This window comes from Porphyrobacter sp. AAP82 (genome assembly GCF_000331285.1).
GTDB lineage: Bacteria > Pseudomonadota > Alphaproteobacteria > Sphingomonadales > Sphingomonadaceae > Erythrobacter.
Genome location: NZ_ANFX01000012.1, coordinates 119885 through 136708 on the forward strand (window position 1 = coordinate 119885; position 16824 = coordinate 136708).

Sequence of the window (16824 nt, forward strand, 5' to 3'; positions counted from 1 at the left end):
GCATGACGGGGCGTATCGTCATCGCCGATGACCACCCGCTGTTCCGCAGCGCGCTCGCCCATGCGGTGGGCAAGGTGTGGGAGCGGGCCGCGATCATCGAGGCCAGCACCGCCGCCGAGGCCCGCGCCGCGCTCGAAGCGGGCGAGGCCGAGGCGCTGCTGCTCGACCTGCACATGGCGGATTCCTCGGGGCTCTCGGTGCTGATGGACCTGCGCCAGGATTACCCCGCGCTGCCGATCGTCATCGTCTCGGCTTCGGAAGAGCCGCGCGTGGCGGCCGCGGCGGCGCAGCTGGGGGCGGCAGGGTTCATCCCCAAGTCGGCAAGCCTCGAGGCGATGCGCGAGGGGCTCGCGGCGGTGCAGGGCGGCGACGCGTGGTTCCCCCAAAGCGCCGCCGGCGAGGACAATGACCTCGCCCGCATCGCCAGCCTGACGCCCGCCCAGCGGCGCATTCTGGCGGGCATCCGGCAGGGGTTTTTGAACAAGCAGATTGCCTATGAACTCGCCATATCCGAGGCGACGGTGAAGGCGCATATCACCGCGATCCTGCGGAAGCTCGGCGTCGGCAGCCGCACGCAGGCGGTGCTGCTCGCGGCCAAGCTCGACGTCGATCAGCCGGTCGCCGATCCCGCAAGGGCCTGACCGGCAGCCTCGCGGCCCTCAGCCAGCGCGGTCGCGACGAGGGCGCGCAGGGCGGCAGGGGCGGCGGGCTTGAGCAGGCGGTTCGCGCCCATCCGCGCGGCGGCCGCTTCGGTTTCTGCCGAGGCTTCCGCAGTCAGCAGGATCGCCGGACAGCGCGCGCCCCATCCCTCGCACAGCAGCGCGAAGGCCGCATCGCCGCGTTCGGCATCATCGAGCCGGTAGTCCATGATCGCCGCATCGGGCGCCTGCGGCATGGCGGCGCGTGCTTCAGCGGGACTCGCCGCGGTCGTCACGGACAGCCCCCAGCGGGCGAGCAGCGCAGCGGTGGCGGCGAGCGCGGCGGGATCATTGTCGACCACCAGCACCCGCGCCTCGCCCAGCCCCGACGCCCTGCGCTGCGGCACGATCCGCAGGGCAGGCGCGGCCTCGCGACGCAGCACCGGCAGGGCCAGCGCAAAGCGGCTGCCGCGCCCCGGCGTCGAGGTGGTCTCGACCTCCACCTCCAGCAGCCGGCCCGCGCGCCGGACGATGGCAAGGCCCAATCCCAGCCCCTCGCGGTCGGTCGAGGCACCGCGTTCGAACTCGCCGAAGATACGCTCGATATCCTCAGGCGCGATCCCCCGGCCGGTGTCGTGGATCGCGATCACCGCCTCGCCCCCGCGGCGCCGCACTCCGATCAGGACGCCGCCCCTGGCGGTATAGCGCACCGCGTTGCCGAGGAGGTTGCGCAAGGCGGCAGTCAGCAACGCGCGGTCGGCCATCACCCAGACGCTCGTTCGCGCGCGCTTCAGTCTCAGCCCCTTCGCCTGCGCCTGAAGCGTGAACTCGCGCGCCACATCCTCGAACAGCTGGTCGAGCGCGATCGGTTCGGGCTTGGGCACCACCCCGCCGCTGTCGAGCTTGGAGATTTCCAGCAGGACCCGGATCAGGCGGTCGGCCGCGACGATCGACCCGTCGAGATCGGCGACCAGCCGCTCCAGCGCGGCCTGCCCTTGCACTTCCTCGCCCAGCGCCGAGGCGAACAGGCGCGCCGCGTTGAGGGGCTGGATGAGATCGTGGCTGGCGGCGGCAAGGAAGCGGGTCTTGGACTGCGTCGCCTGCGCCAGCAGCGCGTTCGCCTCGGAAAGCTGGCGGGTGCGCTCGGCAACCTTGCTTTCGAGCGCTTGCTCGGCCCGGCGATCCAGCGTAATGTCGGTGTAGGAGGTGGTGTAGCCGCCGCCCGGCGTGGGCGCCCCGACGATCCTCAGCACGCGGCCATCGTGCTGCACGCGCTCGATGCGGTGCTCGGTGCCCGCGCGCATATAGGCGAGGCGGCGCGCGACCTGCGCGTCGATCTCGGCTCCGGAAAGGTGCCCGCGCGCCAGATTGAAGCGGATCAGATCGGCAATCGGCGTGCCGACGCTGACGAGATGGTCAGGCAGGTCGAAGAGCTGCTGGTAGCGGCTGTTCCACGCCACCAGCCGCATCTCGCTATCGACCAGCGCAATGCCCTGGTCAATGCTCTCGATCGCGGTCTGGAGCAGCTCGGCGGAGAAGGACAGGCGGCGCTGGGTCTCGTCGAACATGGCGACGACCTCGGGCAGCGGGATCGGATCGCCCCCCGCCCAAGACCCCACCAGCATCCGCGCCGAAGAGGTGCCGATCACCCCCGCGATCACCCGCTCGGCCAGCTCCAGCGCCGCCGCGCCTGCCGTATCGCCGTTGCGCAGGCCAAGCGGGGCGAGCGCGGCATCGGCCCGTTCGCGCCCGACGAACTGGGCGAGCAGCGCGCGCACATCGCCCACCCGCTTGGCGGTGGCGTGGCGGGGCAGATCTCCGGGCATCGGCGTGCCCACGAAGGCCGCCGCTTGCGCCTGGTCGAGCAGCGAGGGCCGCACCACTGCCGAGACCAGCCAGTAAAGGGCGGCATTGATCCCGAGGCTGAGGATGACGCCCGAGACCAGCGGGTCGGGGTGGATGCTGACGAGCGGCGCGGTGTCGCTCGCCGCGGGCCAGATGAGGAGCGCGAGCCACAGGACAAAGCCGGTCGCAAGGCCGGTCAGCATTCCGGCGCGGTTGCCGTGCTGGCTCACCATGCCGAGCACGAGGCCCGGCGCGAACTGGGCGGCGGCGGCAAAGGCGAGGGTGCCCATCCCGGCAAGGTTGGTGATCCCGGCAAAGCCGCGGTAGAAGGCATATGCCGCCGCGAGCAGGCCTGCGATGACCACGCGGCGGACCAGCAGCAACCGCCCTGCGATGCGGCTGCGGTCGCCGCGTCCGGCCAGCGCGCGGCGCAGCAGCAGGGGGGCGACAAGGTCGTTGGTGATCATGATCGACAGCGCCACGCAGGCGATCACGATCATGCCGGTCGCCGCCGAAAACCCGCCGAGGAACACCAGCACCGCGAGCCACGGCGCCTCGCGTGCCAAGGGCAGGGCAAGCACGATGGTGTCGGGATCGGTCCCCGCCGGCAGCAGCGCGAGGCCGGCAAGCACAATCGGGACGATCACCGCCGCGGTCGCTGCGAGATAGGCCGGGAACACCCAGCGCATCGCCCGCCCGGCGCGCTCGCCCGGGGCCTCGATGAAGGCCATGTGGAACTGGCGCGGCAGGCACAGGATTGCGGCCGCCGCGATTCCGGTGAGGACCGCAAAGCGCGCGTCGAGCTGGCCGGGTGCCAGCAGCATCGGCCGCGCCGGCAGCGGAGCGCCGCCGCCCGTCGCCAGCCACCACACCGCGAGCGCTGCCACCGCGAGCAGCGCGGCAAGCTTGACCACCGCCTCGAGCGCGATGGTGAGGACCAGCCCGGCATTTTCCCCCGGCCGGTCTGCACGGCGCGAACCGAACAGGATCGCAAACAGCCCCATCAGCGCGGCAACGATCAGCACCAGCTGGTCGGCCGCCACCCGGGTGCGCAGGTCCGGCGCCAACAGCAGCAGGCTCGTGCCCACCGATTGCAGCTGCAACGCCATATAGGGGAGCGTCCCCGCGCTCGCGATCACGGTAACCAGCGCGGCGAGGCTGGCGCTCTTGCCGTAGCGGGCCGATAGGAAGTCGGCGATCGAGGTCGAATGCTGGGCCTTGACCTGCGCGAGGATCTTGCGGACCAGCCCGAAGCCGAGCGTGAAGACGAGGATCGGGCCGAGGTAGATCGCGAGGTAATCGAGCCCCGTCGTGGCCGCGGTGCCCACCCCGCCGAAGAAGGTCCAGCTCGAACAATAGACCGCAAGGCTGAGGCCGTAGATCACGCCGGCGCGGCGTTGGAGCCAGCCACCGGGCGTCTCCTGCCGGTCGCGCCACGCAGCGAGCCAGAACAGCGCCCCCAGATAAAGTGTCGCGGCCGCCAGTGCCGCGCCGAGCATCATCACCTGCGTTCTCCCCCTCGCGACGAAACTACTGCAAGGCCGGGGATAAGCAAAGGGGCCGCGCCCCTGCGGACGCCGCCCCTTCCTTGCGACCCTTGCGGGCTGGTTTTACGCGTCGATGTTGCGGCGGTGTGTTTCGGGCAGGAACACCAGACCCACGACCACGGTGAGGGCGCAGATCCCGATAGGGTACCAGAGGCCGTAGTAGATATCCCCCGTCGCCGCGACCATCGCGAAGGCGGTGGTCGGCAGGAACCCGCCGAACCAGCCGTTGCCGATGTGGTAGGGCAGGCTCATCGCGGTGTAGCGGATGCGGGTCGGGAACAGCTCCACCAGCAGCGCGGCGATCGGGCCGTAGACCATCGTCACCAGCAGCACGAGGTAGGTCAGCACCGCCACGACGAGGCCGGTGTTCATCGCCTCGGGATCGGCCTTGGCGGGGTAGCCGGCGGCGGCGAGCGCGGCCTTCACCTCGCCCTGGAAGGCGTCGATGGCGGCCTTGCGCTGATCGCCTGTGACCTTGGCCGGATCGGGCGCGGTGAAGGTGGCATTGCCGACCCTGACCACGGCGATGGCCCCTGCGGCGGCGTCCACATTGGTATAGCTGACCGCGCTCTTGGCGAGGAACGACTTGGCGATGTCGCAGCTCCTGGCGTCAAACTTGTTCTTGCCGATGGGGTCGAACTGGACCGAGCATTCGGCATTGTCGACGACCACGCTGACGGGGGCCGCGACCTGCGCCCTGGCGAGCGCCGGGTTGGCGGCTTCGGCGAGCAGGTGGAAGGCGGGGAAGTAGGTCACCGCCGCCAGCGCGCAGCCTGCAAGGATGATCTTCTTCCTTCCGATGCGGTCCGACAGCCAGCCGAAGAACACGAAGAACGGTGTGCCGATGGCGAGCGCGACGGCGATCAGGATATTGGTCGTCGCCCCGTCGACGAGCAGCATTTTCTCGAGGAAGAACAGCGCGTAGAACTGGCCGGTGTACCACACCACTGCCTGCCCCGCGACCGCGCCGAGCAGCGCGACGAGCGCCCACTTGCCGTTCTTCCAGTTGCCGAAGGCTTCCGAGATCGGCGCCTTGGAATTGGTGCCTTCCTCCTTCATCTTCTGGAAGACCGGGCTTTCCTGAAGCTGCATGCGGATCCACATCGACACCCCCAGGAGGATCGCCGAGACGAGGAACGGCACGCGCCAGCCCCACTCCTTGAAGGCGTCCTCGCCGATTGCGGTGCGCGTGCCGATCACCACCAGCAGCGCCGCGAACAGGCCGAGGGTGGCGGTGGTCTGGATGAAGCTTGTATAGAGCCCGCGCTTGTTGTCGGGCGCGTGTTCGGCAACATAGGTCGCAGCCCCGCCATATTCGCCGCCCAGCGCCAGACCCTGCATCAGCCGCAGCAGCACCAGCATGATCGGCGCGGCAACGCCGATGCTCGCATAGGAGGGCAGCACGCCGACGGTGAAGGTCGATGCGCCCATCAGGCCCATCGTCACCAGGAAGGTGTATTTGCGCCCGACCAGATCGCCCAGCCGCCCGAACACCAGCGCGCCAAAGGGCCGCACCGCGAACCCGGCCGCAAAGGCCGCCAGCGCGAAGATGAAGCCGGTGGTCTCGTTCACCCCCGAAAAGAACTGCGCCGAGATGATCGTGGCCAGAAGGCCGTAGAGGTAGAAATCGTACCACTCGAACACCGTCCCCAGCGACGAGGCGAGGATGACCCGCTTTTCGGTCCCCGTGGCCTCGTGGTGCTTGGGCAGCGCGCCTTCATATGTCGTTGCCATGCCTGCTCTCCCGCTTGTGCGCCCGGTCCGCAGCAGCAATCATGCCGCAACAGCCGAGGCGTGCAAAGTCGCGCGTAATGCCGCGCGGGGATAGCTAGACCTTGGTCGGATGGGGGCGGAGGGGACGGGCACGAAAAAGCCGCCGGGGCACGAACCCCGGCGGCTTTCGAAAACCCGTGGCGGGAGCCAATCAGCCCTCGCGGGTGCCCGACAGCGGCATCGCGCCGAAAGCGCCGGCATTGACCGAGCCGGTCAGGGTGTCGCCGTCGATGGTCGCTTCGCAATCGAGCGTCATCGGCATGGGGACGACCATGTTCATCTTCCACTTGATGGTGTTGCCTTCGATCGTGCCGCCGGCGATGTCCATCGAGCCGAGGCTGCCGACCAGCGAGCCGCTGAAGGTGTCGCCATCGGGCACCACGGTGAGGGTACCGCTCTGGTCGCCCATCGGGCTCTTGACAGTGGTCTTGTAGGTACCTGCAACGGACATGATCCATCTCCTCCTAAAGGTCCGGACCATCGGTGACCCGGCTCAACTGGCGTCGCTATTTACACCCATGTCAGCGCGCTTCAACCGGTTTCCGGCCGAAGCGCGCCGAGGTCTTCCGCTTTATTCGCCCTCGGGCTCGCGCTGCTCGATCGGCAGGCCGAGCGGTTCGATCTGGGCGCGGACCTTGGCCGCATCGCCGACCACGACCCACACGAACTTGTCGGGGCTGATCGCCGCGCGCGCCGCCGCATCGAGGCTCGCCGTGGTTTGCCCGCGATAGATTGCGGCGAGCTTTTCCTGATAGTCGTCGGCCCGGCCGAACAGCGCGTTCTGCTGGAGCGCGCCGAGCACCGCGGGCGAGGTTTCGAAGGAGCCTGGCAGCGCGCCGATATCGGCCGAAGTGCTGCGCGCAAGCTCGGCATCCGTGACGCCCTTCACGGTCAGGAATTCCCTGGTCTCGCGGATCATCTCGGCAAGGGATTCGCCGGTGCGGTCGGCCTGCACCCCGCCCGAGACGGCGTAAGTCACCGATTTCTCGCGCGGCTGCGCGCCGCCGAACACGCCGTAGCTCCAGCCCTTGGTCTCGCGCAGGTTCATGTTGAGGCGCGCGAGGAAGGTGCCGCCCAGCGCGTTGTTGGCGCTGTTGAAGTTGACGAAGGCCTCCTCGCCCGCCTTGAGCGGGGTGATCTGCGCGCCGACGATCACGCTTTGCGGCGAGTTCGGGCGGTTGACGAGGATGATGCGCCCGCCTTGGCCGACCTGATTGGCGGCGAAGTTCTTGGTGCCCTTGGGTGCCTCGGGTGCCTTCCAGTCGCCGAAGGCAGCATCGAGCGACTTGACGATCTCGGCGAGCGGCTTGTCGGAGATGACGAAGACCTCGCCATTGTCGGGGCGGATCCAGCCGTCCTTGAAGGCGACGAGATCATCGCGGGTGATGCCCGAAACGCTGGCCAGGGTCGGCACGCGGCCATAGGGGCTGTCGGGGCCGTAAAGCTCGGGCGCCATGGTGCGCAGGGCCATCCCCTGGGGCGACTTCATCTGTTGGCGCAGGCCGGTCAAGGTCTGGTTGCGCACGCGCTCGAGATCGGCCGGGTTGAAGGCCGGCTCGCGCATCACCTGGCGCATCAGATCGAGGCTCGGCGCGAGGTTCGCGGTCAGCGCCGAGAGCGTGAAGGTCGAACGGTCATCGCCCCCGCCGACCGAGACATTGGCCCCCAGCCGCTCGCCCGCCTCGGCGATCTGCTGGGCGGTGAGCTTGGCGGTGCCCTCGTCGAACAGCGCCATGGTGAGGTTTTCAAGGCCGCGCTTGCCGGCAGGGTCGGCGGCGTCGCCCGCATTGAAGCTCATCGCCACGTAGGTCGCGGGCACCGCGGTGCGGCGGGCATAGGTGACCTTCATTCCGTTCCTGAGCGTGGCCCGCTCCACCGCCGGGAAATCGAGTTCGGCGACCGACGTCACCGGCGGCTTGGGGCGCTCCACCGAGACCGTGATGGTCTCGGCCGCGCGGTCGCGGGCCGAGGCGTTCCCGCCCGCGGCGGCGACCGAGGCGGCTTCCTCGTAGCTGGCATCGCGCGGGCCGGGTTCAAGCACGATGGTCAGCGCCGGGCGGCTCATCCACCGCGCCATCGCTGCCTTGACGTCGGCCGGGGTGGTGCGGGCGAGGGTGTCAAGCTCGTGCTGGTAGAACGCCGGGTCCCCGGCCAGCACGCCGCCTTCGGCAAGGGTCTGGGCCTTGCCCGAGAAGCCGCCGACCTGTTCCAGCCCGCGGATCGTGCGCGCCATGCTGCTGGTGACCGCGCGGCGCACCTCGTCCTCGGTCGGGCCTTCGGTGATGAGGCGGCTGACGACCGCATCCATCCGGGATTCGAGCGCGGCGATATCGACGCCGGCCTTGGCGGTCGCTTCGACTTCAAGGATGCCGATGCGCTGGAACGTACCGTTGCTGGCCGAGACATTCACGGCGAGCTGTTCGTCGCGCACCAGCACATTGTCGAGCCGGCTCGAGGCGAGCCCGCCGAGGATCGCGGCGCCGACATCGAGCGCGATGCGGTCCTTGCCCGCGATCCCTTCGACCGCCCAGTAGCGGGTCACGCTGGTCGCGGCGACCTGGTCCTTCATGGTCATCCGCACGGGCGCGGCGAGGGTCGGCACATCGGCGGCCGCAGGCACGTTCACCGGCCCGCGCGCGATGGCGCCGAAATACTTCTCGACCAGCGGCCGGGCCTCGGCGGCCGAGACGTCACCGGCAATCACGAGGGTCGCGTTGTTGGGGCCGTACTTGTCGCGGAACCAGGCCTTCACGTCCTCCATCGAGGCCGAATCGAGGTCGGCCATCGAACCGATTGCCTCGTGCTGGTAGGGGTGGCCGTCCGGGAAGAGGGTCTTGAGCACCTCGTAATAGACAAGGCCGCCCGGCTGGTTGTCGCCCTCGCGCTTCTCGTTCTGCACCACGCCGCGCTGGTTATCGAGCTTGCCCTGGGTGATCGCGCCCAGCAGGTAGCCCATGCGGTCGCTCTCCAGCCACAGCGCGCGTTCGAGGGCGGGGCGGGGCACGGTCTGGAAATAGTTGGTGCGGTCGAACCAGGTCGTCCCGTTCTCGTCGGTCGCGCCGATTTCGGCGAGGTACTGGAAGTAGTCCTCGGGCGCATTTTCCGAGCCGTTGAACATCAGGTGTTCGAACAGGTGGGCAAAGCCGGTCTTGCCCTCGGGCTCGTCCTTCGAGCCGACATTGTACCACACCGTGACATTGACGATCGGCGCCTTGCGGTCCTCGTGGACCAGCACGGTGAGGCCGTTCTCGAGCTGGAAGCGCTCGTAGGGTATGGCGATCTGCTTCACCAGCGAGGGCAGGTCGGCGACCGGCTGCGGACCCGCGGGGGCGGCAGGAGCAGCATCAGCGGCGGGCGCGGTGCTTTCGGCGAGCGCGGGGGTCAGCGGCGCGGCCAGCGCAAGGGCGAGCGCGGTGAGGCTGGCGGCAGCAAAACGATGGGTCATGGACGTGGGCTCCGGTAGGGGAACGGGGGGTCTCGGGCGCAGGTCAGCGCGCGTTGGTGACGGTCCTGATGCTGTGGCGGCGGCTGCTGACGCTTGTCAGCAGATCATCGCGCCAGAAGTGGACCGGTTTCAGCCGGTGTTCGACGAACAGCTTCATCTGGTCGGTGTAATGCGGGCTTTCGGGCCGCGTGGTCGCCGCGCCGAAGGGCTGCACCGAACGCGAGCTGACCTTCTGGCCCGGTTGCCATTCGATCCACATGATGAAGCTGTCGCCGTGCTTGAGGCTGAGCCGCCCGTCATCGGCCACGTCCCAGGTGGTGGCGGCGCGCAAGGTGTCCGATCCGCCATCGACAGGCAGGTCCATCTTGCCCTGTCTGAGGCGCACCAGATCGCTCAGCGGCGGGTCGAGCCGGCCGAAGTGCTTCATCAGGTGGTCGCGCGCGGCCTTCAGCTTTTCGGCGACAGCAGGGAAGGGCTTGTTGTTGTAATCGGCGGCCATGAAGTCGCGGATCATCAGCATCGCGATGGCATCGGCCGGGCCCTTGCCGTCCGAGGCGAAGTCCCACGACAGCAGCAGGTCGCGTGGCCGGGCGAGGTCGCCGCCTGCCGGCATCGCTTCCAGCGCCTCGAACAGGCGGGCGACATAGCCGTCGCGTTCGTAGCCGGTGTCGTATTTGATCGCCTCGAGCGCCGCGCGGTCGAGCACGCCCGCCTCGCTCAGCAGCTTGTGGGCGCGGCGCGAGCGGTTGGTCTGCTTCAGCTCGATCCCCAGCGTGGGCGAGAAGGCCTCGGGGTCGAGATCGCTCCCCGCGCCCGCCGCCGTGAAGGGGGTGTTGTTGGAGTTGTAGACCCATCCGCTCGCCGGATTGACGATCCTGGGGACCGCGCTGAACGGCACCGCGCCCTGCCAGATCAGGTCAGAGCGGTTGCCGGGCAGCACAGAGCGCCAGTCGGCCTTCACATTGGCGGGCCGGTTGGGGATCGCCGCATTGTAGAAATAGCCGATCGTGCCGGTCTCGTCGGCATAGATGAAATTGGTCGAAGGGATCGCAAGGCGCGCGAGCTGGCCCTCCCATTCGGCGAAGGTCCGGGCCTTGTTCAGCCGGTAATAGGCATCGAGCTGCTGCAACTGCCCGATCCCGCCATAGCGCACCGCGAAGGCTCCTTTGGCGTTCTTGATGACCGGGCCGTGGACCGAGCGCAGCACCTCCTTGCGCACCGGCAGCACCACCGGGCCCATCCTGACCGGCAGCGTCACCCATTCGCTCTCGAGATCGCGCCACTGGCCATCGAGCTTGTAGCGCATGCCACCCTCGTCGAGCTCGAGCTGGTAGACGTCGATCATGTCGGGGGTGTTGACCGTGTTGGTCCAGCCCAGATGCTCGTTGTGGCCGAGGAAGGGGAAGGGCGAACCCGGGAAATTCGCGCCCGCGAAATGCCAGCCCTCGCCGCTCTCGACCACCAGTTCGTACCACGCCACCCCGCCGCGCAGGGGCTGGTGCGAATTGGATATGAGGGTGGTGGTGCCGCCCGCGCGCCTGGGGGCGACCGCAAAGGCGTTGGAGCCGAGGGCTTCGGCATCCTCGCCCAAGGGGAGAACCAGCGTGCGCGCCTGCCTCGGCGCGGCGGCCTTGGCCTCGGCCGCATCGCCGAGCGGCGGGCGGGGGAAGCCGGGGATGTCGGGGCCGTGCTCGCGGCGCAGCGGTTCGCCTGCCACCAGCGGGCCGATCACACCGTCGAGGCCGAAGAAGAACGGCTGGCGCAGCGCGAAGCCTGCGGCAACGTCGATCCCGGCGACAGGGAAGAGATTGGCGAGCTTGACCTCGCCCGGATGCTCCTCGGCGTACTGGTTGAGCCCTGCGGCATAGGCTTCGAACAGCGCGCGGGTATCGGCCGGGAGCCCCGGATATTCGCGCTCCGCCGTGCCGCGCGCGTCGATCAGGTGGTAGACATAATCGATCTGCGCGCCCTCGGCCCCGGCGATCGCGCCATAGCGGCCCCGCGACATGGCGACCACATCCTGTAGCGTGAAGAAATCATCCTCGGCATGGGCGATGGCGACGCCGTAAGCCGTGTCGGCATCGGTCTTGCCGGTGATGTGCGGCACGCCCCATTCGTCGCGGATGATCTCGGCCGTGTAGATGCGCGCCGCCCCGCCGGCCGAAGCCGCGCTTGCCATCATCGGCTCCCATGTGGCGAGCACCGCCACCGCCAGCACGAGCACCCCCAGCAGCGCAAAACCGCCGCGCTTCACCCAGATCATGACGGATTTCTCTCCCAAATCGCGCGGGGTTCCTCATCGCTTGGGCAAGGGACGAGGTCAAGCACGCGCGCGCCCCCTTGCCATGGGCGCGGAATGAACCCACCTAGTCGGCTAATACACCTCGCCGAGGCTTTTTACGGGGCGGGGCTTGTGTTGCCAATGTGCAACACTATCTGCTGACGGTAACCTTTGGAGGGGTTAGACGATCATGAATCTCGAAAAGTTCACCGACCGCGCCAAGGGCTTTCTGCAAGCCGCGCAAACGGTCGCGATCCGCCTCAATCACCAGCGCATCACTCCGCTGCACATCGCCAAGGCCTTGCTGGAAGACAGCGAGGGGATGGCTGCCGGGCTGATCCAGCGCGCCGGCGGTCAGGCACCGCTGGCGGCGACGGCGGTCGATGCGGGGCTTTCCAGGATCCCGGCGGTGACCGGCGGCGGCGCGCAGGCGACCCCGGGCCTTGATAATGACGCGGTGCGCCTGCTCGATGCTGCCGAACAGCTCGCCGACAAGGCGGGCGACAGCTACGTCACGGTCGAACGGATGCTGACCGCGCTCGCGCTTTCCCCGACCCCGGCGGGCGAGGCGCTGAAGGCGGCGGGCATCACGCCGCAATCGCTCAATACCGCGATCGAGGCCCTGCGCGGCGGCAAGCGCGCGGACAGCGCCGGGGCCGAGAGCACCTATGATGCGATGCAGAAATTCGCCCGCGACCTCACCCAGGCCGCGCGCGACGGCAAGCTCGATCCCGTCATCGGCCGTGACGAGGAAATCCGCCGCACCATCCAGATCCTCGCGCGGCGCACCAAGAACAACCCCGCACTGATCGGCGAACCCGGCACCGGCAAGACCGCGATTGCCGAAGGCCTTGCGCTGCGCATCGCCAATGGCGACGTGCCCGATAGCCTCAAGGGCCGCACCCTGATGAGCCTCGACATGGGGTCGCTGATCGCGGGCGCGAAGTATCGCGGCGAGTTCGAGGAGCGGCTGAAGTCGGTGCTCGACGAGGTCAAGCACGCCGAGGGCCAGATCATCCTGTTCATCGATGAAATGCACACGCTGATCGGGGCGGGGGCGAGCGAGGGTTCGATGGATGCCTCCAACCTGCTGAAGCCGGCCCTGTCGCGCGGGGAACTCCACTGCATCGGCGCGACCACGCTCGACGAATATCAGAAATATGTCGAAAAGGACCCCGCGCTCCAGCGGCGCTTCCAGCCGGTGTTCATCCAGGAACCGAGCGTCGAGGACACGATCTCGATCCTGCGCGGCATCAAGGACAAGTATGAACTCCACCACGGGGTGCGGATCACCGACGGCGCGATCGTCGCCGCGGCGAAGCTCTCCGACCGCTACATCCAGAACCGCTTCCTGCCCGACAAGGCGATCGACCTGATGGACGAGGCGGCGAGCCGCATCCGCATGGAGGTGGAGAGCAAGCCCGAGGAAATCGAGGCGCTCGACCGGCGCATCATCCAGTTGAAGATCGAGGAAAGCGCTCTCAGCAAGGAGACCGACGCGAATTCGAAGGACCGCCTTGTCGCCTTGCGCGAGGAGCTGGCGAACCTTGAACAGCAATCGGCCGAACTCACCACCCGCTGGCAGAACGAGCGCGACAAGATCGAGGCCGAAGGGCGGATCAAGGAGCAGCTCGATGCGGCGCGGCTGGAGCTCGAGCAGGCCCAGCGCGAAGGCGATCTCGCCAAGGCCGGGGAGCTGTCCTACGGGCGCATCCCGCAGCTCGAAAAGCAGCTCGCCGAAGCGCAGGGCCAGGCCGCCAACGCCATGCTGCGCGAGGAGGTGACCGAGGAGGACATCGCCGGGGTGGTCAGCCGCTGGACGGGCGTGCCGGTCGACAAGATGATGGAGGGCGAGCGCGAGAAGCTGCTGGCGATGGAGAGCATCCTCGGCAAGCGGGTGATCGGCCAGTCGCAGGCCATCGAGGCGGTCTCCAAGGCTGTCCGCCGCGCGCGCGCCGGTTTGCAGGATCCGGGCCGGCCCTTGGGCTCCTTCCTGTTCCTCGGGCCCACGGGCGTCGGCAAGACCGAGCTGACCAAGGCGCTCGCGGGCTTCCTGTTCGACGACGACAGCGCGATGGTGCGCATCGACATGAGCGAATTCATGGAGAAGCACGCCGTCGCCCGCCTGATCGGCGCGCCTCCGGGCTATGTCGGCTATGAAGAGGGCGGGGTGCTGACCGAGGCCGTGCGCCGCCGCCCCTACCAGGTCGTGCTGTTCGACGAGGTCGAGAAGGCGCACCAGGATGTCTTCAACGTGCTGCTCCAGGTGCTCGACGACGGGCGCCTTACCGACGGGCAGGGCCGCGTGGTCGACTTTGCCAACACGCTGATCATCCTCACCTCGAACCTCGGCAGCCAGTATCTCGCCAACCTGCCCGATGGCGCGGCGGTCGAGACGGTCGAGAAGGATGTGATGGACGTGGTGCGCGGGCATTTCCGGCCTGAGTTCCTGAACCGTCTGGACGAGATCATTCTCTTCCACCGGCTCGGGCAGGAACACATGGCGCCGATCGTCACCATTCAGGTGGGGCGCGTCCAGAAGCTGCTCGCCGACCGCAAGATCACGCTCGATCTCACCGATGCGGCGCTGCGCTGGCTGGGCCGCGTGGGCTATGATCCGGTTTACGGCGCGCGGCCCCTGAAGCGCGCGGTGCAGCGCTATTTGCAGGACCCGCTCGCCGAGATGCTGCTCGAGGGGCGGCTGCCCGATGGCAGCACGCTCAGGATCGACGAGGGTGACGGCGCTTTGGCGATGACCGTCGCGTGACGCGGGCGCACGCCGCCTTCGCCCTGTTCCTCTCGCCGCCAGATTGGCTATAGGTGTCGGTCACGGACAGATCCGGGAGAGCGACAATGGCGAATTGGACAAAGGCGGCCGCAGTGCTGGCGGCAGTGGCGACAGTGACGGCAGCGGTGCCGGCGGCGGCGCAGAAGAAGGAAGCGCCTCCGCTGCCCGAGGTCTTCGCCAAGGTTCTCGATTGCCGCGCAATCGCCGATCCGGCGCAGCGCCTCGCGTGCTTCGATGCCGCCGTGCCCGCTCTTGCCGAGGCGCAGGAGAGCAAGGAACTGCGCGTCGTCAGCCGCGAGGACGTGAACCGCACCCGCCGCGGCCTGTTCGGCTTCGTCGGCTCGGGCTTCGGCATCTTCGGCGATGACGAGGACGAGGCCGAGAAGGAAGAGATCAAGGAAATCACCGCGGTGATCAAGGCGGTCTCGGGATCGGCGGGAACCTACGTCTTCACGCTCGATGACGGGTCGGTGTGGGCGCAGTCGGACGAAACCTACCTCAAGAAGCCGCAAGCCGGAAAGTCGATCACCATCCGCCGCGCCGCGCTCGGCAGCTTCATGGCGAGCGTCGAGGGCGGGCTCGGCTTCAGGATCAGGCGCCGGAACTGATCCGGCCCTATCCGCGTGACGACCGGCGCAAGCGTCCTGTCCTCGATCCATGCGAGGCTGCAATCGGGCGATGTCGCGGGCGCGGCCCGGGCGATCGCCGATGTCGTGCGCGCCGAACCGGCCAACGGCGCGGCCTGGCAGCTGGCGGGCATCATCCGGCGCCGCGCCAAGGATGCCGCCGGCGCGGTCGAAGCCTTCGGCCGCGCGCTTGCCGCAGGGGTGCGCAGCGCCGAGGTCTACAACAGCCTCGCCCTCTCGCTCGAGGATCTGGGCAGGGCGGAGGAGGCGGCAGCGGCCTATGAACAGGCCTTTGCCTGCGATCCGGCCTACCTGCCGGCGCGGATCAATGCTGCCAGGCTTGCAGCAGCTCAGGGCGATCTGGCGGGGGCGGAGGCGGCGCTGCGCGCGGTGCTTGCCGAGCAGCCCGGCGCGGTCACTGTCAGCAACGCGCTCGGCGCGCTTTATGCCGAGGCGGGCGAACCGGGCAAGGCGGCGGCGCAATACCGCCAGTCGATCGCGGCCGTCCCCGGCAACCTCGCCGCCACGATCCGGCTCGGCCTGGCGCTGCGCGAGGATGGCCGCGCCGAGGAGGCGCTCGCCCATTTCCGCGCGCTCGCGGGGCGCTTCCCGCGCGCGCCCGAATTCGCCGATGCGATGGCCGGCGCGCTGATCGAATGCGGCCACGTCGCCGAGGCCGAAGCCCTGCTCGAGAGGACGGTGGAACAGTCCCCCGACTACTTCCCCGCGCATCGCGGGCTCGCCCGGCTCGCCCATGAGTATGGCACCGGCAAGGATCCCTACCGCAGCTATCGCGCGCTGGCGGAGCGCTGGCCGGGCGAGGCGGCGATCTGGCATAGCTGGACCGGGCTGATGCTCGACCGGCGCGATTATGCCGGGGTGCTGGGGGCGGTGGCGGGCGCGCGCCGTGCGCTGGGCGGACTTCCTGAGCTCGACCTCTACGAGGCGATAGCGCGCAGCGAGCAGGGCGAGGGCACGGCTGCCGAAGCGCTGTTCGCGCGCGCCGCGCCGCGGCTCGGGGGCACGGTGCTGGTGCCGCGCGCCCGCAATGCGCTGCGCCGGGGCGAACCGGCGCAGGCCGAGGCGCTCGCGGCCGAAGCGACGCGGGCCGATCCCGCCGACCGCTTCGCCTGGGCCTATCGCGGCCTGGCCTGGCGGCTGCTCGACGACCCGCGCGAATTCTGGCTCCACGATTACGACCGGCATGTCGAACAGCGTGCGGTGGCCTACCTGTCGGACCCGGGCGCGCTCGACGAACTGCGCGAGACGCTGCGGGGGCTGCACCGCGCGCAGGCTCACCCTTCCGAACAGAGCCTGCGCGGGGGCACGCAGACCGAGGGCAATCTCTTCAACCGCTCCGATCCGGTGCTGCGCCGTCTGCGCGAGGCGATCCGCGAGCAGGTGGCGGCCTATCTTGCCCGCTTCGATGGGGCAGCCGATCACCCCTGCGCCGGCTATGCCGGCGCGCGCTTCGGCTTCGAGGGGTCATGGTCGGTGCGGCTGATGGGGGAGGGCTTCCACATTGCCCATATCCACCCCGCAGGCGCGATCAGTTCGGCGCTGCATGTCAGCGTGCCGCCGCTCGGCGCCGAGGACGGGCGCGATGCGGGCGCGCTGGTGCTGGGCGAACCGCCGGCCGAGCTTGGCCTTGGCCTGGGCCCGCGGCGCGTGGTGACCCCGATCGAGGGCGCGCTGGTGCTGTTCCCGTCATCGATGTGGCATGGCACCAAGCCTTTCAGGCTGCATGCCGAGCGCATGACGGTGGCCTTCGATGTGGCGGTGAGGCGCTGAGGCGCTGACTGCCTGGCGCCCCGGGCGGGGCGCTCATTTCCCGACGGCACAAAAGAAAAGGGCGGCTGGCCGAAGCCAACCGCCCTTCCC

Annotated in this window: 9 protein-coding genes; 4 read left to right on the forward strand and 5 right to left on the reverse strand. The window is 69.0% G+C overall.

Annotated elements, in window-relative coordinates:
• Positions 1–2: 2 nt before the first annotated feature.
• Positions 3–641, forward strand: coding sequence for a response regulator transcription factor (locus D620_RS0102700; protein ID WP_017664248.1), 639 nt, complete (start codon positions 3–5; stop codon positions 639–641).
• Here the strand turns inward: D620_RS0102700 and D620_RS0102705 are convergent.
• The 5 genes from D620_RS0102705 to D620_RS0102725 all read right to left on the reverse strand — a co-directional run bounded on the left by D620_RS0102705 (position 611) and on the right by D620_RS0102725 (position 11511).
• Positions 611–3985 (reverse strand): PAS-domain containing protein, encoded by a 3375-nt coding sequence (locus D620_RS0102705; protein ID WP_017664249.1) that lies wholly within the window; start codon positions 3983–3985, stop codon positions 611–613. The two genes, D620_RS0102700 and D620_RS0102705, sit on opposite strands and share 31 nt — an antisense overlap.
• A gap of 108 nt (positions 3986–4093) precedes the next feature.
• Positions 4094–5764: an MFS transporter gene (locus D620_RS0102710; RefSeq protein WP_017664250.1), complete on the reverse strand. Its 1671-nt coding sequence runs from the start codon at positions 5762–5764 to the stop codon at positions 4094–4096.
• A gap of 190 nt (positions 5765–5954) precedes the next feature.
• Positions 5955–6254, reverse strand: a complete 300-nt coding sequence (locus D620_RS0102715; RefSeq protein ID WP_017664251.1) for a hypothetical protein — start codon at positions 6252–6254, stop codon at positions 5955–5957.
• A 120-nt stretch (positions 6255–6374) separates the two neighbouring features.
• Entirely contained in the window at positions 6375–9248 is a 2874-nt protein-coding gene (locus D620_RS0102720; protein ID WP_017664252.1) for a M16 family metallopeptidase, read from the reverse strand.
• A gap of 43 nt (positions 9249–9291) precedes the next feature.
• Positions 9292–11511 (reverse strand): acylase, encoded by a 2220-nt coding sequence (locus tag D620_RS0102725; RefSeq protein WP_017664253.1) that lies wholly within the window; start codon positions 11509–11511, stop codon positions 9292–9294.
• Positions 11512–11719: 208 nt separating this feature from the next.
• Here D620_RS0102725 and clpB point away from each other — a divergent pair, with 208 nt between their 5' ends.
• The 3 genes from clpB to D620_RS15670 all read left to right on the forward strand — a co-directional run bounded on the left by clpB (position 11720) and on the right by D620_RS15670 (position 16734).
• Positions 11720–14296, forward strand: a complete 2577-nt coding sequence (gene clpB, locus D620_RS0102730) for an ATP-dependent chaperone ClpB (RefSeq protein WP_017664254.1) — start codon at positions 11720–11722, stop codon at positions 14294–14296.
• 86 nt (positions 14297–14382) lie between these two features.
• Positions 14383–14925 (forward strand): hypothetical protein, encoded by a 543-nt coding sequence (locus D620_RS0102735; RefSeq protein ID WP_017664255.1) that lies wholly within the window; start codon positions 14383–14385, stop codon positions 14923–14925.
• A 15-nt stretch (positions 14926–14940) separates the two neighbouring features.
• Positions 14941–16734, forward strand: a complete 1794-nt coding sequence (locus D620_RS15670; protein ID WP_017664256.1) for a 2OG-Fe(II) oxygenase family protein — start codon at positions 14941–14943, stop codon at positions 16732–16734.
• The last annotated feature ends 90 nt before the right edge of the window (positions 16735–16824 follow it).